This is a genomic window from Pseudolabrys sp. FHR47 (assembly GCF_005153485.1).
In the GTDB taxonomy this organism is placed as follows: Bacteria; Pseudomonadota; Alphaproteobacteria; order Rhizobiales; family Xanthobacteraceae; genus Pseudolabrys.
In genome coordinates, this window is the sequence record NZ_CP039740.1 from 474,079 (window position 1) to 493,511 (window position 19,433).

At 62.6% G+C, this 19,433-nt stretch carries 17 protein-coding genes and 1 pseudogene; 13 read left to right on the top strand and 5 right to left on the bottom strand.

What is annotated here, in order from left to right; genetic code table 11:
- Positions 1-26 precede the first annotated feature (26 nt).
- Positions 27-1,262 (bottom strand): bifunctional glutamate N-acetyltransferase/amino-acid acetyltransferase ArgJ, encoded by a 1,236-nt coding sequence (argJ, locus tag E8Q40_RS02320; RefSeq protein ID WP_137046547.1) that lies wholly within the window; start codon positions 1,260-1,262, stop codon positions 27-29.
- Positions 1,263-1,425: 163 nt separating this feature from the next.
- Positions 1,426-2,385 (bottom strand): peptidylprolyl isomerase, encoded by a 960-nt coding sequence (locus tag E8Q40_RS02325; protein ID WP_137042873.1) that lies wholly within the window; start codon positions 2,383-2,385, stop codon positions 1,426-1,428.
- A gap of 361 nt (positions 2,386-2,746) precedes the next feature.
- On the opposite strand from E8Q40_RS02325, the gene secA reads away from it, so the two are divergent.
- The 5 genes from secA (at position 2,747) to phnC (ending at position 9,270) form a co-directional block, all read left to right on the top strand.
- A complete protein-coding gene (gene secA, locus E8Q40_RS02330) occupies positions 2,747-5,548 on the top strand; it encodes a preprotein translocase subunit SecA (protein WP_137042874.1) in 2,802 nt (933 codons plus the stop codon).
- Positions 5,549-5,734: 186 nt separating this feature from the next.
- Positions 5,735-6,598 (top strand): MurR/RpiR family transcriptional regulator, encoded by an 864-nt coding sequence (locus tag E8Q40_RS02335; protein WP_137042875.1) that lies wholly within the window; start codon positions 5,735-5,737, stop codon positions 6,596-6,598.
- Positions 6,599-6,698: 100 nt separating this feature from the next.
- Positions 6,699-7,574: a phosphate/phosphite/phosphonate ABC transporter substrate-binding protein gene (locus E8Q40_RS02340; protein WP_137042876.1), complete on the top strand. Its 876-nt coding sequence runs from the start codon at positions 6,699-6,701 to the stop codon at positions 7,572-7,574.
- Between the two features lie 68 nt (positions 7,575-7,642).
- On the top strand, positions 7,643-8,467 hold the full coding sequence (phnE, locus tag E8Q40_RS02345) for a phosphonate ABC transporter, permease protein PhnE (RefSeq protein ID WP_246662986.1): 825 nt from the start codon (positions 7,643-7,645) through the stop codon (positions 8,465-8,467).
- On the top strand, positions 8,467-9,270 hold the full coding sequence (gene phnC / locus E8Q40_RS02350) for a phosphonate ABC transporter ATP-binding protein (RefSeq protein WP_137042877.1): 804 nt from the start codon (positions 8,467-8,469) through the stop codon (positions 9,268-9,270). Before phnE ends, phnC begins: the two co-directional genes overlap by 1 nt.
- A gap of 73 nt (positions 9,271-9,343) precedes the next feature.
- Here phnC and E8Q40_RS02355 read toward each other — a convergent pair whose 3' ends face one another.
- Positions 9,344-10,057, bottom strand: coding sequence for an aspartate/glutamate racemase family protein (locus E8Q40_RS02355; RefSeq protein ID WP_137042878.1), 714 nt, complete (start codon positions 10,055-10,057; stop codon positions 9,344-9,346).
- A gap of 296 nt (positions 10,058-10,353) precedes the next feature.
- Between E8Q40_RS02355 and E8Q40_RS02360 the strand changes: the two genes are divergently transcribed.
- The 4 genes and pseudogenes from E8Q40_RS02360 to E8Q40_RS22170 all read left to right on the top strand — a co-directional run.
- Positions 10,354-11,325: a TRAP transporter substrate-binding protein gene (locus E8Q40_RS02360; RefSeq protein WP_137042879.1), complete on the top strand. Its 972-nt coding sequence runs from the start codon at positions 10,354-10,356 to the stop codon at positions 11,323-11,325.
- Between the two features lie 66 nt (positions 11,326-11,391).
- The gene (locus E8Q40_RS02365) at positions 11,392-11,925 is read left to right on the top strand and encodes a TRAP transporter small permease (RefSeq protein ID WP_137042880.1); all 534 of its coding nucleotides are present in this window, start codon (positions 11,392-11,394) and stop codon (positions 11,923-11,925) included.
- Between the two features lie 5 nt (positions 11,926-11,930).
- Entirely contained in the window at positions 11,931-13,244 is a 1,314-nt protein-coding gene (locus tag E8Q40_RS02370; RefSeq protein WP_137042881.1) for a TRAP transporter large permease, read from the top strand.
- A gap of 47 nt (positions 13,245-13,291) precedes the next feature.
- Positions 13,292-13,375, top strand: a pseudogene (locus tag E8Q40_RS22170) (SEC-C metal-binding domain-containing protein); the annotation flags it as partial.
- Positions 13,376-13,431: 56 nt separating this feature from the next.
- Here E8Q40_RS22170 and E8Q40_RS02380 read toward each other — a convergent pair.
- On the bottom strand, positions 13,432-13,929 hold the full coding sequence (locus E8Q40_RS02380) for a protoglobin family protein (RefSeq protein ID WP_137042882.1): 498 nt from the start codon (positions 13,927-13,929) through the stop codon (positions 13,432-13,434).
- Positions 13,930-14,775: 846 nt separating this feature from the next.
- On the opposite strand from E8Q40_RS02380, the gene E8Q40_RS02385 reads away from it, so the two are divergent.
- Positions 14,776-15,348 carry a Crp/Fnr family transcriptional regulator gene (locus E8Q40_RS02385; protein WP_168197718.1) on the top strand — a complete coding sequence of 191 codons (573 nt, stop codon included), beginning with the start codon at positions 14,776-14,778 and terminating at the stop codon, positions 15,346-15,348.
- Positions 15,349-15,382: 34 nt separating this feature from the next.
- On the opposite strand, the gene E8Q40_RS02390 is transcribed toward E8Q40_RS02385, so the two are convergent.
- On the bottom strand, positions 15,383-16,087 hold the full coding sequence (locus E8Q40_RS02390) for a GntR family transcriptional regulator (protein WP_205995649.1): 705 nt from the start codon (positions 16,085-16,087) through the stop codon (positions 15,383-15,385).
- Positions 16,088-16,240: 153 nt separating this feature from the next.
- Here E8Q40_RS02390 and E8Q40_RS02395 point away from each other — a divergent pair, with 153 nt between their 5' ends.
- Genes E8Q40_RS02395 through E8Q40_RS02405 form a run of 3 tightly spaced genes read left to right on the top strand, consistent with a single transcriptional unit; the run spans position 16,241 to position 19,393 of the window.
- A complete protein-coding gene (locus tag E8Q40_RS02395) occupies positions 16,241-17,020 on the top strand; it encodes a citryl-CoA lyase (RefSeq protein WP_137042884.1) in 780 nt (259 codons plus the stop codon).
- 7 nt (positions 17,021-17,027) lie between these two features.
- Positions 17,028-18,356, top strand: a complete 1,329-nt coding sequence (locus tag E8Q40_RS02400; RefSeq protein ID WP_137042885.1) for a phenylacetate--CoA ligase family protein — start codon at positions 17,028-17,030, stop codon at positions 18,354-18,356.
- 38 nt (positions 18,357-18,394) lie between these two features.
- Positions 18,395-19,393, top strand: a complete 999-nt coding sequence (locus E8Q40_RS02405; protein ID WP_168197719.1) for a TRAP transporter substrate-binding protein — start codon at positions 18,395-18,397, stop codon at positions 19,391-19,393.
- Positions 19,394-19,433: the final 40 nt, after the last annotated feature.

A 19,433-nucleotide genomic window follows, 5' to 3' on the forward strand; every position in this document is an offset into this window, starting at 1 on the left:
GCCATCCCGGTATGATTACCGCGCGGTTAAGAGCGGTAATCCCCATTGATCGCGACATATTCCTTGGTCAGGTCGCAGGTCAGGACGCGGTCGCGGCCCTTGCCCATGCCGAGGGCAACCTTGAGGAAGATCTCCGGCTTCTTCATCTCGGCCGATACCTTTGCTTCGTCATAGGACGGATCGCGTGCGCCCTTGTGCGCGACGCGCACGCCGGCAAACCAGATCGACAGTTTGTCGCGGTCGGCCGGCTCGCCGGCCTTGCCGACGGCCATCACCACGCGGCCCCAATTGGCGTCCTCGCCGGCGATCGCGGTCTTGACCAGCGGCGAGTTGGCGATCGACATCGCGATCTTGCGCGCGGATTTGTCCGACACAGCGCCCTCGACCACGATCTCCACGAGCTTGCGCGCGCCTTCGCCGTCGCGCGCCACCTGTTCGGCGAGATCGGCGAGCACGCCGTGCAATGCCTTCTTGTAGGCTTTTAGCTTCGGATCGGCGGCGCGCGAAATCTTCGGGCAGTCTTTCGCCTGACCGGTCGCGAACATCATCAAAGTATCCGACGTGGATGTGTCGCCATCGATGGTGACGGCGTTGAAGGTTGAGCCGACGCCTTCTTTCAGGAGGCTTTGGAGGGCCGGCGCGGCGATCGCGGCGTCAGTAAAAACAAAGGAGAGCATCGTGGCCATGTCGGGCGCAATCATGCCGGCGCCCTTGGCGATGCCGCAGATCGTGACCTTGGCCTTGCCGATCTTCGCGGTGGCGGTGGCCACCTTCGGAAAGGTGTCGGTGGTCATGATGGCCTTGGCGGCCTCGTGATAGAACGCGCCTGAGACACTGTTGGTCAGGCTCTGCATCACCGGCGCGAACTTGTTCGCGTCGAGCGGTTCGCCGATGACGCCGGTCGAGGCGAGAAAGATTTCGTTCGGCTTGCAGCCGATGGCTTTGGCAGTGATGTCGGCAGTGAGCTTGGTCGCGGCCCGCCCGGTCTTGCCGGTGAAGGCATTGGCGTTGCCGGAGTTCACCACCAGCGCGCGCGCTTTGCCCGACTTCAAGTTGGCGCGGCACCATTCCACCGGCGCCGAGGGGCACTTCGACGTCGTGAACACGCCGGCCACGGTGGTGCCCGGATCGAACAGCGCCAGCAGCACATCAGTGCGGCCTTTGTAGCGGATGCCGGCCTCCGCGGTCGCCATGCGCACGCCGGCAATGGCCGGCATGTCGGGAACGTTGGTCGGGGCGAGGGGGGAAACGGCAGTCGACATTGCGCTCTCCAGCGTCATGCCCGGCATTGTGCCGGGCATCCAGTCTTTTCCAGCACTCGAATAGAAGACGTGGATGGCCGGGACAAGCCCGGCTATGACATCGGTAAAAACAAAATGCCCGGCGCGAAGGCCGGGCACCATATTTGGGAAGATACGAAGAAGCTTACTTTTTCTCCGCAGGCGCCGAGGGCGCGTCCGCCTTCGGCTCCTCGACCTTATAGTTCTTCTCGATCTTGGCCTCGGCGCGCAGCTTGGTCACGAACTCGGCCTGCGCCTTGCGGGCGACGAACTGCTCAACCTGCGGCTTGACGTCCTCGAAGCTCGGTTTCGGCTTCACGCGCTTGTCCTCGACCTTGATGACGTGCCAGCCGAACTGGGTCTTCACCGGCGCGGAAATCTTGCCCTTGTCGAGCGAGAAGGCGACGTTGGCGAATTCCGGCACCATCTGCTCCTTGGTGAAGTAACCGAGATCGCCGCCATTGGCCTTGCCCGAAGGGTCTTCGGTGACTTCGCCGGCGACCTTGGCGAAATCCTCGCCCTTGTTGAGGCGCGCGATCACGGCCTTGATCTTGTCCTCGGCAGCTTTGCTTGCCTTCTCGTCGCCGGCGGTGGCGCGGATCAGGATGTGGGCCGCCTTGACCTCTTCCTCAGCCGGGATCTTGGTCACGGCATCGTCATAGACCGCGCGCATGGCGGCGTCGGTGGACGCGTCCTTGGCGACCTGGTTCAGCAATGCTTCCATCAGCAGCTTCTGGCGGGCGAATTCCAGCTTGCGCTTGAAGGCCGCGTCGTCGGCGAGCTTCTTGTCCTCGGCGGCCTTGGTGATCAGGATTGCGTCGGCCATGAACTGGACCAGGTAGTCCTTCTTGGCGCTGTCGGACATTGGCGGCAGCTGACCGGCTTCCTCCTCGGCGACGGCGAGGTCGCTCTGGGTGATCGGCGTACCGTTGACGGTCGCCACCACCGGGTCTTTGGCGTCCTGCGCGGCCAGCGGCGCGGTGGCGGCGAGCGTCAGGACCAGCGCGCCGGCGAACAGGCGGGCAATCAGATGAGCTTGGCGCGGCACGGTCGGGGCCAAAGTCTGGGCAATGGCCGGCACACCGGCGAGGGTCGGGATCGTCATCTCGAGTGTCCTTGGAAAAGAGGCCGCCTTCAAAGGGCGAACGGCGCCCTTGTCACCCAACAACCATGGCTTTGCAATGGCGTGGTTGGACACCGGAACCTAAACTTGTCGTCATGATTGTCAGCCCGGCCGGCTAATGGTTAAGCCCATGTTCCGCGGCCAATTGACATTGATTCCACCCCCTCCTATCTCTCCCGGGACCTTGGCGGGTGGCGTCCAAACCCCGATTTTGACGTCGTTTTTGCCCTAAAATGAGCCTGCTTTCCGGCGTGCCGGACGTGACAACCGGTCCCACCGGTCCCAAATACCGGTCGTTGTGGCGTGCTAGAACCGCCCCGGCCAGCGATCAGGAGCTCCACCGATGTTAGGCGCCGTTGCCCGCAAGCTGTTCGGCTCAGCCAATGAAAGGCGGATCCGCAGCTATCAGCCACGGGTTAAGGCTATTAACGCATTGGAGATGGAAGTAGGCGCGTTGTCCGATGAAGCGCTGAAAGCCCGGACCGCCGACTTCAAGAAACAGCTCGCCGACGGCAAGTCGCTCGACGACATCCTGGAGCCCGCCTTTGCCACCGTGCGCGAAGCCGCCAAGCGCGTGCTCGGCCAGCGGCATTTCGACGTCCAGCTCATCGGCGGCATGATCCTGCACGAGGGCCGGATCGCCGAAATGAAGACGGGCGAAGGCAAGACCCTGGTCGCGACGCTGCCGGTCTACCTCAACGCGCTGGCCGGGCGCGGCGTCCACGTCGTCACCGTCAACGACTATCTCGCCAAGCGCGACGCCGAGTGGATGGGCAAGGTCTACGGCTTCCTCGGTCTTACGACCGGTATCATCGTTCACGGTCTCGACGATGCGCAGCGCAAGGCCGCCTATGAGTGCGACGTTACCTACGGCACCAATAACGAACTCGGCTTCGATTATCTGCGCGACAACATGAAGTATCGGCCCGAGGACATGGTCCAACGCGACCATGTCTTCGCCATCGTCGACGAAGTCGACTCGATCCTGGTCGACGAGGCGCGCACGCCCCTCATCATCTCCGGGCCGCTCGACGATCGCTCCGAGTTCTACAACACCATCGACAGCTACATCCCGGCGCTGGACAAGACCGATTACGAAGTCGACGAGAAGCAGCGCACCGTGACCCTGACCGAGGCGGGCATGGAAAAGCTGGAGCAGCGCCTGCGGACCGCCGGCGAACTCAAGGGCGACTCGCTCTACGACGTCGAGAACGTCTCCGTCGTGCATCACGTCAATCAAGCGCTGCGTGCGCACAAGCTGTTCCAGCGAGACAAGGACTACATCGTCCGCAACAACGAAGTCGTCATCATCGACGAGTTCACCGGCCGCATGATGCCGGGCCGCCGCTATTCGGAGGGTCTGCATCAGGCGCTCGAGGCCAAGGAGCATGTGGCGATCCAGCCGGAGAACCAGACGCTCGCCTCGATCACCTTCCAGAATTACTTCCGCATGTACGAGAAGCTCGCCGGCATGACCGGCACGGCGCTCACCGAAGCCGACGAGTTCATGGACATCTACGGCCTCGAAGTGCTCGAGGTGCCGACCAACAAGCCGCTGGCGCGTATCGACGATCATGACGAGGTCTATCGCTCGCAGGCCGAGAAGTATCGCGCCATCATCACCCTGATCGAGGACTGCAAGAAGCGCGGCCAGCCGGTGCTGGTCGGCACCACCTCGATCGAGAAATCCGAGCAGCTCGCCGACCTGCTGCGCGAGGCCGGCTGGGAAGCGCACGACTTTTCCGATCCGAACGCTTTCGCCGCGCTCTATTCCGGCGACGACGGTGCGACCAAGAAGAAGGTCTTCGCTATCCTGAACGCGCGCTATCACGAACAGGAGGCTTTCATCGTCAGCCAAGCCGGCGTGCCGGGCGCGGTGACGATCGCCACCAACATGGCGGGCCGCGGCACCGACATTCAGCTTGGCGGCAATGCCGACATGCGCATTCGCCAGGAAATCACCGACATCGAGGGCGACGAGCGCGACAAGAGCCCGCGCGCGGCGGCGATCCGCGAACAGGTGAGCAAGCTCAAGGACAAGGCGCTGGCCGCCGGCGGCCTTTACGTGCTCGGCACCGAGCGCCACGAAAGCCGCCGCATCGACAACCAGCTGCGCGGCCGCTCCGGCCGTCAGGGCGATCCGGGCCACTCCAAGTTCTTCCTGTCGCTCGAAGACGACCTGATGCGCATTTTCGGCTCGGACCGGCTCGAGGGCATGCTGACCAAGCTCGGTCTCAAGGAGGACGAGGCCATCGTTCATCCGTGGATCAACAAGGCGCTGGAGAAGGCGCAGCAGAAGGTCGAAGCGCGCAACTTCGACATCCGCAAGAACCTGCTCAAGTACGACGACGTGATGAACGATCAGCGCAAGGTGATCTTCGAGCAGCGGCTCGATCTCATGCGCGACGACCACGTCGAGGATACGGTCGCCGACATGCGCCATCAGATCATCGACGATCTGGTCGGCAAGCACATTCCGGAGAACGCCTATCCCGAACAGTGGGATGTCGACGGTCTGCATGATGCCGTCGGCCATGTCCTGACGCTCGACCTGCCGGTCAAGGACTGGGCCAAGGAAGAAGGCATCGCCGACGAAGAGGTCAAGGAGCGCATCAAGCGTGCCGCCGACGAATGGATGGCCGCCAAGGTCGGCAAGTGGGGCCCCGACGTGATGCGTTACGTCGAGAAGTCGATCCTGCTGCAGTCACTCGATCATCTGTGGCGTGAGCATCTCGTCATGCTCGAGCATCTGCGCCAGGTCGTCGGCCTGCGCGGCTATGCGCAGCGCGATCCGCTGAACGAGTACAAGGCGGAAGCTTTCGCATTGTTCGAAGGCATGGTGGCGGGCCTGCGCGAGGCGGTGACGGCGCAACTGATGCGCGTCGAGATCATGCCGCAGCCGGCTGAGGAATCGCAGCTGCCTTACATGGAAGCGCACCACGTCGATCCGACGACCGGGGAGGACGAACTGGCGCCGCAGTCTCTATCGGGGACCGCAACGCTCGCCGCCGGTAATACGGCCGTGGTGGAAGCCGCGGCGCGCGATCCGAAGAATCCGGCGACCTGGGGCAAGGTCGGGCGTAACGAACTGTGCCCCTGCGGCTCCGGCAAGAAGTACAAACACTGCCACGGCCAGTACACCTGACCGTCCGCGCATTCCGAATTAAAGACGCCGCGCTCACCAGCGCGGCGTTTTCTTTTGGCGGGCCAGCAGAACTTCTGATTGGTCGCGGCCGTTATTGACCTCAGTAATTGTAACGTGACATTTGAGGAATCCTCAGGATTCCTTCCTGAGCGTCAGGTTTGGGCCTGTCGTTGAGGGGACACGATCATGAACTCGCCTATCGCGCGCCTGAAATCGGCGGTGCCGAACATGCCTCCCGCGGCCAAGCGTCTTGCCACCGTCATCCTCGACCGGCCGGAAGCCGTCGTCGAGATGTCGATCGCCGACCTAGCGAAAACGGCGCAGGTCAGCGAAGGCAGCGTGATCGGGCTGTGTCAGCAGCTCGGGGCCAAAGGGTTCCCCGAACTGAAAATCGCCATCGCGCGCGAACTCGGCAGCAGCCGTGACCTGCTTCACGAAGATATCGTGCGCGCCGATAACAGTGTCAGCGTGATCGCCAAGATCGCGGCCAGCCATCGCACCGCGATCGACGATACGGTGAAGGTGCTCGATCCCAAAGTAGTCGACAAGGCGGTGGCCGTTCTCAAAAACGCCCGCCGGATCGAGCTTTATGGCGTCGGAACGGCGGCGCCGATTGCCGAGGACGCGGCCTATCGATTCCTCCGGCTTGGCCTCGACGCCCGCGCCATGACCGATTCTCATTCGCAGGCGGTGAGCGCCGCCTTCACCGGACCACACGTCGCAACCGTCACGATCTCGCATTCCGGGCGCACGCGCGAGACTTTGGCCGCCACGCGCGTCGCTCGGGAAGCGGGCGCGCGCACCATCTGCATCACCAATTTCGGCAAGCCGCCGCTGCTGAAATATTGCGAGATCGCGCTGTTCACGGCCGCAGTCGAGACCCGCTATCGCATGGAGGCAATGGCCAGCCGCGTCGCCCAACTGGTTGTCATCGACACGTTGTATGCAAGGCTGGCGCTGGAGCGCTGGGAGCCGTCGCTGGCCGCCATCGAGCGGTCCTACGCGATCCTGTCCGAGAAGCGGTTGAAGTCAGGCTCCGAAGATCGCTAACTGAGCTTTCCTCAGTTGTCATGTCTATGTCATTGAGTATTTGTACATCCTCTGCACCATCGAAGTCCGGGTCGCCGGTCGTCGGCAGAGGAGAAATAAGATGCATCGTCGTGACTTTATCCGCCTCGCAGCAGGCACGGCCGTTGTTGTCGCCGCACCAACCGTGCTGCGCGCTCAAACCAAACCCGTGATCAAGGTCGGCCTCGGGCCGCAACAGCCGACGCAGGCCGACACGCGCCGCGTCTGGGAGCCGGTCTACAAGGCGGTCACCGACAAGATCGGTGCGACGCTGGAATTGCAGGTCGCCAATGACTGGGCCGGTATCGCCACCGCGCTCGCCAACGAGCAGATCGATGTCGCCCAGATGGGCCCGTGGGGCTACGTGCTCGCCAAGATCAACGGCGGCGCGCGCATCATCAACACCATGCTGGTCAACGGTAAGCCAACCTACAAGGCGATCATCGTCGCCCGCCCCGGCCTGACGGTGGCGAAATTCCCGGAAGACGCCAAGGGCCTCTCGATGCAGATGCTGGACGTCGGTTCGACCTCCGGCTGGCTGGTGCCGACGCACTTCCTCAAGAGCAAGGGAATCGATCCCAAGACATTCTTCAGCAAATACGCCGAAGGCGCCTCCGCCGCAGCTGCGCAGATGGCGACCATCAACGGTCAGGTCGATCTCGCGACGGGTTGGGATACTCATCGCAACATCATGATCAAGAACGGCACCATCAAAGCCGACTCAAACACCGTGGTGTGGGAATCGGCGCCGCTGCCGAATGAAGTCGTCGCCGTGCGCAAGGGCCTGCCCGAAAGCGTTGCCAAGGAGTTGCAGGCCGCATTCGCCGCGATCACTGCCGACGAGATCGCCAAGCAGATGCCCTATCCCTACACCGGCTACGTTGTCGGCACCGATGAGCCGTACAAGATGCTCGAGCAGATGGGCTACGACCTCGGCGCGCTGAAGAAGTCGTCCTGAGCCAACCGACAGAAAGAAGGTGCGCCGCAACTCGCGGCGCGCCTTCGCCATTTGCGAGGTGCCCGATTGTGGAGACACAGACCCCGGTTCATCTGAACGATGGTAGCTATCGCGAACCGCCCATCGTCTGGCTGTCGGCGACGATCATCGGTCGCATAACGATTGCCATCGTTTTGATTGCCTTCTTTGCGCTTTGCGTCCGGCTCAGCGAAGTCGATCTTGGCAAGCTCGCCGCCGGCCTGCCGCGTCTGGCGGCCTGGGCGGCTCGGGGCTGGCCGCCGCAGCTTAATGAACTCGACGTCATGTCGTTGCGTGCGCTGGAAACGGTCGCCATCGCCACGGTGGCGACGACGGTCGCGACCGTGCTGGCCTTTCCGCTCAGCGTCCTGATCTCGCGCAATGTCATGCCCTGGCCATGGTTCGGCGTGCCGATGCGCTGGCTGATCAATGCGTTTCGCGGCATCGATACGGTAGTGTTCGCCATCTTGTTTGTCGCTGCCGTAGGTCTCGGTCCATTCGCCGGCGTGCTCGGCATGATCGTTCATTCCATCGGCGTTATCGCCAAGCTCAATAGCGAGGCGATCGAGACGGTGCCGCTGGCGCCGCTCGAAGCGGCGGCCATGACCGGCGCCGGCCGCAGTAGCATCGTCACTTATGCATTGCTGCCCTCGGCGTTGCCCAATCTCGCTTCGGTTTCGCTCTATGTCTGGGAAGCCAATGTCCGCACTTCGACGATTCTCGGCATCGTCGGCGCTGGCGGCATCGGTATCGAGATCAAGGCCGCCATCGATCTCCTCGACTTCCAGCGTCTCCTGACGCTCACGGCCATCGTGCTGGTCATGGTGACGATCATCGACCAGTTCAGCGCCTGGCTGCGGCGGAGGCTGGTGTGATGGACCTATTGTCGCCAGTGCTGCGTATCGACAATCTTGTCAAATCCTTTGGCGCGCTGCGCGCTGTCAACGATGTGTCGCTGTCGATCGGAGCGGGAGAGTTCGTCGCGCTGCTCGGGCCGTCGGGCTCGGGCAAGTCCACGGTGTTCCGCTGCGTCAGCCGTCTGGCGCGGCCCGATGCGGGCAGCGTCTACCTCGACGATCAGCGCATCGACCGGCTCGAAGGCCGTCGTCTGCGGCTTAAGCGGCGCGTCATCGGCCTTGTCTTTCAGCAGTTCAATCTGATCGGCCGCCTCTCGGCCATCGACAATGTGCTGGCCGGTCGTCTTGGCAGCATTGGCACCCTGCGCGCGGTGCTGCGGGCTTTCAGTCGCGAGGACCGCCAGCTTGCTCTCGCTGCGCTCGATCGCGTTGGTCTGTTGGAGAAAGCCTATCAGAGGGCGGACAGTCTGTCGGGCGGCCAGCAGCAGCGCGTCGCCATCGCCCGCGTTGTCGCGCAGCAAAGCCGCATCATCCTCGCCGACGAACCGGTCGCGAGCCTCGATCCCGCGGCGGCGGAGAACGTGCTCGGCCTGTTGCGCTCGATCGCCCATGAGCAAGGTATCGCCGTGCTGTGCAGTCTACACCAGACCGATCTAGCCCGCCGTTTCGCCGACCGCGTGGTGGCAATGAAAGACGGCCGCGTCGTGCTCGATGCGCCGACGGCCGCGCTCGGCAAGGAACAACTGACGGCCATTTACGGCCGAGGCAGTCCGCCGGCTGTTCGAGTCTCCGTGCCTGCGAAAGCCGCGCTTATTGCCTGAAAACCAGCGCCGGTAATTGCTTCATGCTGGGGCCCTTGGCCCCGGCATTTTCATGTCGATTGTTTCATACGGCTTAAGGAAACGTCCGCGGCACCAGGCTCTGCTGAAACCAGCAGACGAAATTGTAAATCGAAAACACCGGCAGTCCGGTTACGCGGCGGATGTCGGCGGCGTAGGGGATCATGTTGGTGCATTCGAGCACGATGGCGCCGAGATCGGGATTGGCCTTCTGCAAGGCGACGGCGGCCTCGACATTGTCCTGTCGCGCGGCTTCGACATCGAGCTCGAATTCATTGCCGAGAATGGCGCGGGTGAATTCGCGGCCGCCTTCGGTGGTGCCGATCGGCGTGCCCTCGGGCACGCGCGCCTTCTGCAAATGCACCGGCGTCAGGGTCGACGAGGAAATGGTCAGCACGCCGGCGCGCTTGCCGCGGGGCAGCAGGCGGTTGACGAATTCGACCTGCATCAGCGACGACGTCGCCACCGGAACGGCGACGGCGTCGGCAAGCTCCTGCTGAAACAGCGAGAGGAAGCCGCAGTTGGTCGTAATGCCGTCGACACCGTGACGGGTCAGATCGCGTGCCGCGTCGATGAAGGCATCGAGAAGCCCCGGCGCGCCTTTGCGTACCACCGCGTCGGGCGTTGCGTTCTGCACGACGCGATACTGCACCGGGAAGGGCCAGGTCGTGGCATTGCCCATGTCGCCCGGAATGCGCGGGAATCGGGCGTCAAGCATCAGAATGCCGACGGACGCGCCATAGACAGATTTGCCGCCGGTTACACGCATCGCAAGCCGTCCTGAGTGGGGTTTCGATAAGATCATCGGCGTGCCGCCCGTGCGGCGTTACCGTGCAGAACTAGGCCCATTGCATATCGCGATGCAACAACCTCGACGTCGCCTTCAATGGCAAGGCCAATCCATCTCGTCTGGCACCCCGCGGTAGGCTGTCGGCCGTTGAGGCCAGACTTTCTGCCTAGCGAACGCCCACCGCGGCGCCAAACATTGACCTTGCACGTTTCGTCGGCACGCGGTTTCATCCCGGGAAAATTAGTAAAATCAACGACCACAACCGAGAGGGCAACATGAAACTTCGCACAATCTTGGCAGCGGCGGCGGCATTGACCATCGTCGCCGGGACGGGCGCGCGCGCGGAAAAGTGGGATATGCCGATGGCCTATCCGGCCAGCAACTACCACTCTGAAAACGGAGCGGCATTCGGCAAGTGTGTGAAGGCCGCGACCGGCGGCAAGCTCGATATCGTCACCCACGCGGGCGGTTCGCTCTTTGCCGGCAATGACATTAAGCGCGCGGTTCAGACCGGGCAGGCGCCGATCGGCGAGCGGTTGATTTCGGCGCACGCCAACGAAAACCCGCTGTACGGCATCGATTCAATTCCGTTCCTGGCGACCTCGTTCGAGGATTCCGACAAGCTCTGGAAGGTCGCGCAGCCGGCGATCGCCAAGGCGCTCGATGCCCAGAACCTGGTCTACCTCTATGCCGTTCCGTGGCCCCCGCAGGGCTTCTATTTCAAGAAGGCCGTCAATTCCGTCGCCGACATGAAGGGCATCAAATTCCGCGCCTACAATGCCGCGACGGCGCGCATCGCCGCACTCGCCGGCATGGTGCCGGTGCAGATCGAAGCGGCCGAGCTGTCGCAGGCGCTGGCCACCGGCGTGGCTGAAGCCTTCATCTCGTCGGGATCGACCGGCGTCGACTCCAAGGTCTGGGAAAGCCTGACGCATTTCTACGACGTCCAGGCCTGGTTGCCGCGCAACATCGTTTTCGCCAACAAGGCGGCCTTCAACGCGCTCGACGCGGCGTCGAAGAAAGCGCTGACGGACTGCGCCGCCAAAGCGGCCACGAATGGTGAAGCGACGGCGAAGGCGCTGTCGGCCAAGTACCTCAAGACGCTTGCCGACAATGGCATGAAAGTGCAGCCGCCGAGCGACAAGCTGAAGGCCGATCTCAAGGCGATCGGCGCCACCATGACCTCCGAATGGGTCAAGAACGCCGGCGCCAACGGCAAGGCTCTCATCGACGCCTACGAGAAGTAACCCCGGCAATCGTCCAAGGAGCGCCCGGGCAACCGGGTGCTCCTCCTTCCGCCGGAAAAGGTTTTCATGAACACGCCGAAGCCTGTGCTCCGCCGTACCCTCGACGGGCTCTACGATTTCGCCGCGGTGCTCGCAGCGTTTTGCCTCGCCGCCATCCTGCTGGTCATTGTTGCGCAGATGGTGGCGCGCTGGCTGAGCATCGAGGTGCCCGGGCTGTCGGAATATGCCGGCTATCTGATGGCCTCGGCTTCGTTTCTCGCCTTCGCTCATGCACTCAACCGCGGCGCCCATATTCGGGTCGGCTTGTTTCTGACCGCGCTGGGCGAGCGCCGGTTCTGGGGCGAACTGTGGTGCATGGTGATATCCACCGCCGCCGCCTGCTATCTCGCCTGGTATGCCGTGCGCCTGGTGTATTGGTCTTACGTATTGAATGATCTGAGCCAGGGGCAGGACGTGACGCCGCTCTGGATTGCTCAGGCGCCGATGGCCGCCGGCGCGGTTCTTCTGGCCGTGTGTTTTGTCGACAACCTCGTCGCGCTGCTGATGACACGAAAAGACAATATCGGCAGCAGCGCGATCGAACAAAGCCACGCGGAATAGCGATCATGGCCGAATTTGCACCGATTGCGATTTTCCTCTTTGTGCTGTTTCTGCTGCTCGGCACCGGCGTCTGGGTCGGCCTTGCGCTGCTCGGTGTCGCTTTCGTCGGCATGGAGCTCTTTACTATGCGCCCGGTCGGCGATGCGATGATGACCACGATCTGGCGCTCGGCGTCGTCGTGGTCGCTGACCGCTCTGCCGCTGTTTATCTGGATGGGCGAAATCCTCTATCGCACGCGCTTGTCGGAAGACATGTTCCGCGGCCTGTCGCCCTGGCTGGCGCGTCTGCCCGGCGGTTTGCTCCACACCAATGTCGTCGGCTGCACCGTGTTTGCCGCCGTCTCGGGATCGTCGGCCGCGACGCTGACGACCGTCGGCAAGATGTCGGTGCCCGAGCTGCGCCGGCGAAATTATCCGGAAAACATGGTCATCGGTACGCTCGCCGGTGCCGCGACTTTGGGGCTGATGATCCCGCCATCACTGACGATGATCGTCTATGGCGTGACGGTGAACGAGTCGATCACCAAGCTGTTCATCGCTGGGATCATCCCGGGTCTCGTGCTGGCAGCCTTGTTCATGGCCTATATCGCGGTGTACGCGCTGATTTCCCCGGATTACAAGCCGGATCCGGAGCCGCGCCTGAGCATCGCGGAAAAGATCGCGGCGTCGCGCTTCCTGATCCCGGTGTTGCTGCTCATCCTGTGCGTCATCGGCTCGATGTATCTCGGCTTTGCAACCGCTACGGAAGCGGCGGCCATCGGCGTCATTGGTGCCATGGTTCTCGCCGCCGCGCAACGCTCGCTGTCGTGGGAGAGCTTCATCGACAGCTTGATGGGGGCGATGCGGACCTCGGCGATGATTGCGCTGATTTTGTCCGGCGCGTCGTTCCTGTCGCTTTCGATGGGCTTTACCGGATTGCCGAACGCGCTCGCCACCTGGATCGCCTCGCTGCAGCTCACGCGCTTCGAGCTGCTGCTGGCGTTGCTGGCCTTTTATATCGTGCTGGGCTGTTTTCTCGACGGTATCTCATCGGTGGTGCTCACCATGGCCGTGGTTGAGCCGATGATACGTCAGGCCGGCATCGACATCATCTGGTTCGGCATCTTCATCGTCATCGTTGTGGAGATGGCGCAGATCACGCCACCGATCGGCTTCAATCTCTTCGTGCTGCAAGGCATGACGGCGCACGAAATGAACTTCATCGCCCGCGCCGCATTTCCCATGTTCCTGATTATGGTGGTGATGGCGTTCCTGCTGATGTGGTACCCGGCCATGGCGACCTGGCTGCCGGACCACATCAGTTTGCGACCGGGCGGCTGACCGACGGTGACCTAGCCGCGGTTGATGCCCTCGTGCGTTAGACGAAAGACGCTATGGCCTGGGGCAAGGTCGGCCGCAACGGGCTGTGCCCCTGCGGCTCGGGCAAGAAGTACAAGCACTGCCACGGCAGTACGCGTAAGGCCTCCGCGACAGCGCGCGTGCCGCAAGGCACGCCGCCCGGCGGTTCTCAATCGACCAATTCGGTCTGATACGGTGAGAGTGAAAGTGCAACGTCGAAGGCCATATATTTGCCGAGCGTTTTGATCAGGCGCCCTTTCTTGATGGGCGGCAGCGAACTGTCGACGATCGTCTCGGTGAAGGCGATTTTGAGCGCCTCGCAGCCGAGCACGTACCACATCCTGTCGACGTCGACCTCGCGGTGACGGGCATCGAGCTGCCGAACGCCGCTGGTATAGTCTTCGTCGAAGCGGCTTCCGAACAAGGCAGCCCAGTGCCGTTTCTGCTTGGCGATCAGCGGCTGAATGGCGGCTTCGGTTACGTTTGCATTGATGTGCGCCGCCCGCACCTTGGCGTAGAAAGCCCTGAGGAGTTCGTCTGCCTGGGGCTCGATCAGCGTCCAGATCTCGGGCCCTTGCTGCTTGGTCTCTTCGGTGATGCCGATAAAATTCTGAAGTTGCGCGATCATCGCGGCTCTTTCGCCGAACTGCGGAACAGGCACCTGCATTCACCTTTCCTGTCTTGCAACGAGTTCTAACGTTTTGTCTGATTGTGGGATCTATTGCCGAATGGCAACGAGACCCGCGCGCCGAATCAGTTGCGGCATCAAGCGACGAGTTGCGCTCGAAGTCGAGCGTCGCCGATGGTATTGGGTTCCTTAATTCGCCTCGTCACTTGATTGATAATGTGCGTCGTGGGGACGCATCGCTTTGCGTGTACCGGCCTCGGATACCGGCAAGACAGCTCCGTCGGCGCATCTGCAACGAAGATCGCGCAGGTTGCACAAAAGCCTGTTCGGTCGTGCGGCCGGTCGCCTTTTCATGCCAAAGACCGCGCGGTGCGGCCAACAAGATTAATGCAGAAAAACTGCGTGGAAATCGGAGCATTTACGAAATCTGGATCGCAATCCAGATTGCGATCTGGATTAAGACGCGCGTGCATCGCACGTACTCTGCGTTGTCCATTCACTGCACGTTGCTTGGAATAAGTGGTTGAATCGCGACACGAAGTTGTGCGCGTAACGCGCGAACCACGAGTTTGCACCGGCAACATGTGGTGTGGCGCCACAGCGACTGGCGGCCGTCGTTAACATAAACCGATGGAATCCAATCAAAGTTCCAAATACAATTTTTTGCAGAGGACTTGATTCAATAGAATAAACAATACGACGACGAACCAAGGTGCTCGTATCCTGAATTCAAGCCATCGACCAAGCGCAGACTTCCAGGGCTGCTCGTTCTGCCTGCTCTACAAAGCGGGCCAGTGTCGCGACGCAGAGGTTCGAGACAAGCCAAGCGAACAAATAGGCGCCGCCCTGCCGAGCATGTCCCGGCACACGATTTTGGCGCGGCAGATGATTCACAGTCCGCGGGAGTTTTCGGATTACGTGCTCTGTCTTTGTGCGGGGCAGGCGGTGTCGTCGATCGCGTTACCCGATGGCCGCCGGCAGATCGTCGAGGTCCTGCTCCCTGGTGACGTCGTCTACTGGACCGATTTGTTCGAGCCGATGTCGGGCCGCCTCATCGAAGCGACCGAGAATTCAACCTACCGAAAAATCGCGCGCAGGGACTTCTTTTTGCTGCTCGCGCAGCGGCCCGATATGTTCGATGTTTTCATGCAGACTTGCACGCGCAGGAAGAACGAAGGCGACAATCTGGCGCTTACCCTCGGCCGTCGCGACGCACTGCAGCGCATCGCGCGATTCATTCTCGATCTGGCGATGAAGCTCATCGACCGCGGCTTCGCCAAGAATCAGACGATCAGATTCTCGCTCCGCTTACGCCACATCGCCGACGCCACAGGGCTGACGCCGGTGCATACCAGCAAGATGCTGCGTCAGTTGCGGCGAGACCGCGTCATCGATCTCGAATCGCGGTCGCTGACCGTTTCCGACATGGTGCAGTTGCGGCAAATCGCCGGGCCGTGACGCCACGTCGTGCCGATCGATGTCGCGTACAGTGCTATTGCCTGAAAACCTGCGGCGGCAACTGCTCGGAAAAGCGGTTGGCGCGTTCGAGGTGCTTGCGCATCTGCTCGGCCGCGGCGGCGCCATCGCCTGCGAGGATCGCCTTGGCCACTGCGCGATGCTCGGCATTTGATTGCGCCAGGATATCGACGGTCAGGGCGCCGCTCAGTTGAAACATGATCAGAGGCAGCTGCAACTGGCGTCCGACCGAGGCCAGTTGTTCGTTGCCGCTGGCATCGACAACGGCCTGGTGGAACAGCTTGTTCTCATCGAGATAGGCAAGCGGCATGTTGCGCGGCGAGTCGTTCCAGATCGGCGCGATCGCTGCCTCGAACTTCTCACGGACACCAGGTGATGAAATGTTGGCGGCCGCAAGTTGTGCCGCCAGCATTTCCAGCGCGGTGCGGATCTGGAATAGCTCGCGGGTCTCCTTGAGCGTCAGCCGGCGCACCACCGCCCCGCGGTTCGGCACACTTTCGATCAGGCCCTCGGCGGACAACCGGCGAAAGGCTTCGCGCAACGGGCCGCGGCTGACGCCGAACGCCCGCGTCAGGTCCGCCTCGATCAGCCGCTGACCGGCGGCGTAGCGGCCATAGAGAATCCCCTCGCGCAGGTTTTCGACCAGCCGCTCAACCGTCGTGCCGCGGCCTTTGGCGCCGGTGCCTTCATCGGTCAGTTCTGGGTCAGGGTGATCGAGCACGTCCTTTCAATAAGGTGCTTCGCGCCGGTTGACAACTCTCTGCCGGGCAGTATTGTCCTACAAAATAGTCTGGCAGGGAGCGGAGCTTATGAGGGCGGCGGCGACGCAGCGCGTTTGTTTTGCGGCGGCTCATTCGCATGCGGGAGTCGGCGCATGCTGATCGGCAAGGCTGGCCCCGCCACGACGTCGATCTGCACGTCCGATGCGTCCAGCATCGAGGTGCGCGGCAAGGACCTGTGCGGCGATCTGATGGGTCGCATCACTTTCACTGAATATTTCTTCCTGCTGGTCACCGGCCGCGAACCTACGGAGAAGCAGCGCTTCTTTCTCGACCTGCTGCTGGTGGCGATCGCCGAACATGGCCTGACGCCGACCGCGCAGGCTTCGCGCATGACCTATGCCGCCGATCCGGCCTGCCTGCAGGCGGCCGTCGCCGCCGGCATTCTCGGCTGCGGGTCGGTTGTTCTTGGTACCTCAGAACTGTGCGGGCGTGTCCTGATGGCAGCGCAGGAGCGCGTCAAAGCCGGCGCGACGCCCGCCGCCGTGGTCCTCGCCATCGCGCAGGAAACACGGGCCAGCGGCGGCAAGCTCCCCGGCTTCGGTCATCCGGTTCATCACCCGGTCGATCCGCGCTCAGAGCGCATTCTTGAACTCGCCGATCGCGAAGGCGCCGCCGGTCCTCACGTCGCGCTGGCGCGGCTGTTTCCCGCCGCCGCCGCTGAAGTTTGGAAGCGGCCACTGCCGATGAATGTCTCAATGGCGATCGCGGCGGTGCTGCTCGATCTCGATTTTCCGCCCGCCATCATCAAGGGCATTCCGCTGCTGGCGCGCACCGCGGGATTGCTCGGTCATCTGGCCGAAGAGCAGGAAACGCCCATCGGCTTCCTCATGGCTCACCACGGCGAAGAAGCCATCAAATACGCGAAGAAATAGCAGTCGCATGATTCTCGAACCGACCGTCGAAACACTTCCCTGGCCCGAGCAGGTCCGCCTGGACGATGCGCTATATCGCGAGCAGATCAAGTATCTCTTCGCCAATTCGCCTTTCTATCAGCAGAAGCTGCGCAAGGCTGGCTTCGAGACGCCGTCCGATGTCGGCGGTCTCGACGACATCGCCAAGCTGCCCACTACGGAGAAGGACGAGCTTCGCGCGACGCGCACCGACGACCAGCCGATCGGAACGCATCTTGCGGTGTCGATGGACAAGGTCGCTCGTATCTACTCGACCAGCGGCACCACCGGCGTGCCGAGCTACATCCCGCTGACCGCCGGCGATGTGCACAATTGGGTGACGACTTCGGCGCGCAGCTACACCGCCGCCGGCATTGGCCCTGGCACGCGCATCATCACGACCTACGGTGCCGGGCCTTTCGTCGCGGGCGCGGCGCTCGATGCCTTCGCCAAGCTGGGCACGTGTCATATTCCCGTCGGCGCCGGAAATACCGAACGGCTGATGATGGCGGTGCGACTGCTCAAGGCCGAAGCGATCGCGCTGACCCCGTCTTACGCGCTGCATCTCGCCGAATGGGCGCGCGACCGCAAATACGATCTCCGGACCAGCAGCGTGAAGAACCTGCTGGTCGCGGGCGAGCCCGGCGGCGGCGAGCCGGCCATGCGCGCGCAACTCGAGGACGCCTGGGGTGCGCAGGTGACCGAAGCCATGGGCATCGGCGATATCTCGCCGTCGCTGTGGGGCGAGTGTCCGGAGAAGCAGGGCATGCATCTCGGGGGCCGCGGCTACGTCCATATCGAACTGATCGATCCCGACACTGGCGCTGCCGTGCCACTCACCAATGGCGCGCGCGGCGAACTCGTGCTGACGCATCTGCGCCAGCAGGCCGCGCCACTGCTGCGTTTCCGCACCCGCGATCATGTCGTGATCTGGACCGAGCCCTGCGCCTGCGGCCGCACTTCGCCGCGCGTGCGTTGTATCGGCCGCACCGACGACATGCTGATCGTGCGCGGCGTCAACGTGTTCCCATCCGCCGTTCGCGAAGTGGTGCACCGCTTCCAGCCGGATGTCAGCGGCGTGATTTCGATCCGGCCCGGGGTGAAGGGCGTCAAGCAGAGCCCGCCACTCAAGGTCGTCGTCGAGATGGCGGAGAAGGCGGCGGGCGCCGACGGCCTCGCCAGGCAGATCGAAAACGATATCCGCGCCAAACTTGTGTTCTCGGCAGCCGTCGAACTCGTGCCCTTCGGCTCGCTGCCGCGAAGCGACTACAAGTCCAAGATCGTGGACTTTTCCGAAGCCGCGCCAAGCGGTGCATGACCATGACAATGAAAAAAGCCAGGGAGGTAAGCATGCGAATGAAATCGATACTGCTCGGGGCGGCTGTCGCCCTCGTGGCCGGCAACTCCGCGATGGCCGCTGAGTATGAACTCAAGATGTCTCTGATGTTTCCGCCGACTCACTTCATCACGACGCGCGCGATGGAGCCCTGGGCGAAAATGATCGAGGAGAAGACGGGCGGCCGGGTGCACTTCACCATCTTCTCGGCCGGCTCCGCGCTCGGCGATGCGACCAAGCAGTTCGACCAGGTCCGCACCGGCGTCGTCGATGTCGCCGTCAGCATTCCGGCGATCCCGCGCGGCCGTCATCCGCGCACGACTTTGATGGAGCTGCCCTTCACCATCAAGACGTCCGCAGCCGGCACCAAGGCGCTGATGGAGCTCTACGACAAATATCTCAAGGCCGACTATCCCGGCGCGGTCATGCTCAACATGACCATCACCGAGCCGAGCGCGGTGCATACCCGCAATCCGATCACCGATCTCGACCAGCTCAAAGGTGTGCGCACCCGCGCGCCGACGCCCAGCGTCACCGCGATGCTCAACGCTATTGGTGCGACGCCGGTCGGCATGCCGCCGACGCAGATCTATGAAAGCGCCGAGCGCGGCGTGATCGACGGCAACGTCATGCCGTGGGGCCCGGTCGGCGCCTTCAAGATCTACGAGATCTTCAAGAACCACTTGAACGCCCGCATCGATGCGGTCGCGATGTACACGCTGATGAACGAGAACCGCTACAAGTCGCTGCCGCCGGACATCCGTAAGGTCATCGACGACAGCCGGCCATTCCTCGTCGATATCTGGACCAAGCTGTGGAAGGAAACCGACGACGCGGCCATCGAGACCGCCCGCAAGGCCGGCAACAAGATCGTCGACCTGAAGGACGCGCGCCGCGAGGAATGGCGTGCCAAGATGAAACCGGTGGTCGATCAGTACATCGAAGAGCAGTCGAAAACCGTTCCCAATTCGCGCGAGATCTATGACGCGATGGTCACGACGCTGAAGAAGTACGAGTAAAGTTACAAGACCTGGCGCCGGGCTGGACTTAATCCTCCCG

What these genes read in the sequence shown, in the direction of transcription:
- argJ (WP_137046547.1), bottom strand. Translation starts at nt 1,262, where the DNA reads ATGTCGACTGCCGTTTCCCCCCTCGCCCCGACCAACGTTCCCGACATG.
- E8Q40_RS02325 (WP_137042873.1), bottom strand. Translation starts at nt 2,385, where the DNA reads ATGACGATCCCGACCCTCGCCGGTGTGCCGGCCATTGCCCAGACTTTG.
- secA (WP_137042874.1), top strand. Translation starts at nt 2,747, where the DNA reads ATGTTAGGCGCCGTTGCCCGCAAGCTGTTCGGCTCAGCCAATGAAAGG.
- E8Q40_RS02335 (WP_137042875.1), top strand. Translation starts at nt 5,735, where the DNA reads ATGAACTCGCCTATCGCGCGCCTGAAATCGGCGGTGCCGAACATGCCT.
- E8Q40_RS02340 (WP_137042876.1), top strand. Translation starts at nt 6,699, where the DNA reads ATGCATCGTCGTGACTTTATCCGCCTCGCAGCAGGCACGGCCGTTGTT.
- phnC (WP_137042877.1), top strand. Translation starts at nt 8,467, where the DNA reads ATGGACCTATTGTCGCCAGTGCTGCGTATCGACAATCTTGTCAAATCC.
- E8Q40_RS02355 (WP_137042878.1), bottom strand. Translation starts at nt 10,057, where the DNA reads ATGCGTGTAACCGGCGGCAAATCTGTCTATGGCGCGTCCGTCGGCATT.
- E8Q40_RS02360 (WP_137042879.1), top strand. Translation starts at nt 10,354, where the DNA reads ATGAAACTTCGCACAATCTTGGCAGCGGCGGCGGCATTGACCATCGTC.
- E8Q40_RS02365 (WP_137042880.1), top strand. Translation starts at nt 11,392, where the DNA reads ATGAACACGCCGAAGCCTGTGCTCCGCCGTACCCTCGACGGGCTCTAC.
- E8Q40_RS02370 (WP_137042881.1), top strand. Translation starts at nt 11,931, where the DNA reads ATGGCCGAATTTGCACCGATTGCGATTTTCCTCTTTGTGCTGTTTCTG.
- E8Q40_RS02380 (WP_137042882.1), bottom strand. Translation starts at nt 13,929, where the DNA reads ATGCAGGTGCCTGTTCCGCAGTTCGGCGAAAGAGCCGCGATGATCGCG.
- E8Q40_RS02385 (WP_168197718.1), top strand. Translation starts at nt 14,776, where the DNA reads ATGATTCACAGTCCGCGGGAGTTTTCGGATTACGTGCTCTGTCTTTGT.
- E8Q40_RS02395 (WP_137042884.1), top strand. Translation starts at nt 16,241, where the DNA reads ATGCTGATCGGCAAGGCTGGCCCCGCCACGACGTCGATCTGCACGTCC.
- E8Q40_RS02400 (WP_137042885.1), top strand. Translation starts at nt 17,028, where the DNA reads ATGATTCTCGAACCGACCGTCGAAACACTTCCCTGGCCCGAGCAGGTC.
- E8Q40_RS02405 (WP_168197719.1), top strand. Translation starts at nt 18,395, where the DNA reads ATGAAATCGATACTGCTCGGGGCGGCTGTCGCCCTCGTGGCCGGCAAC.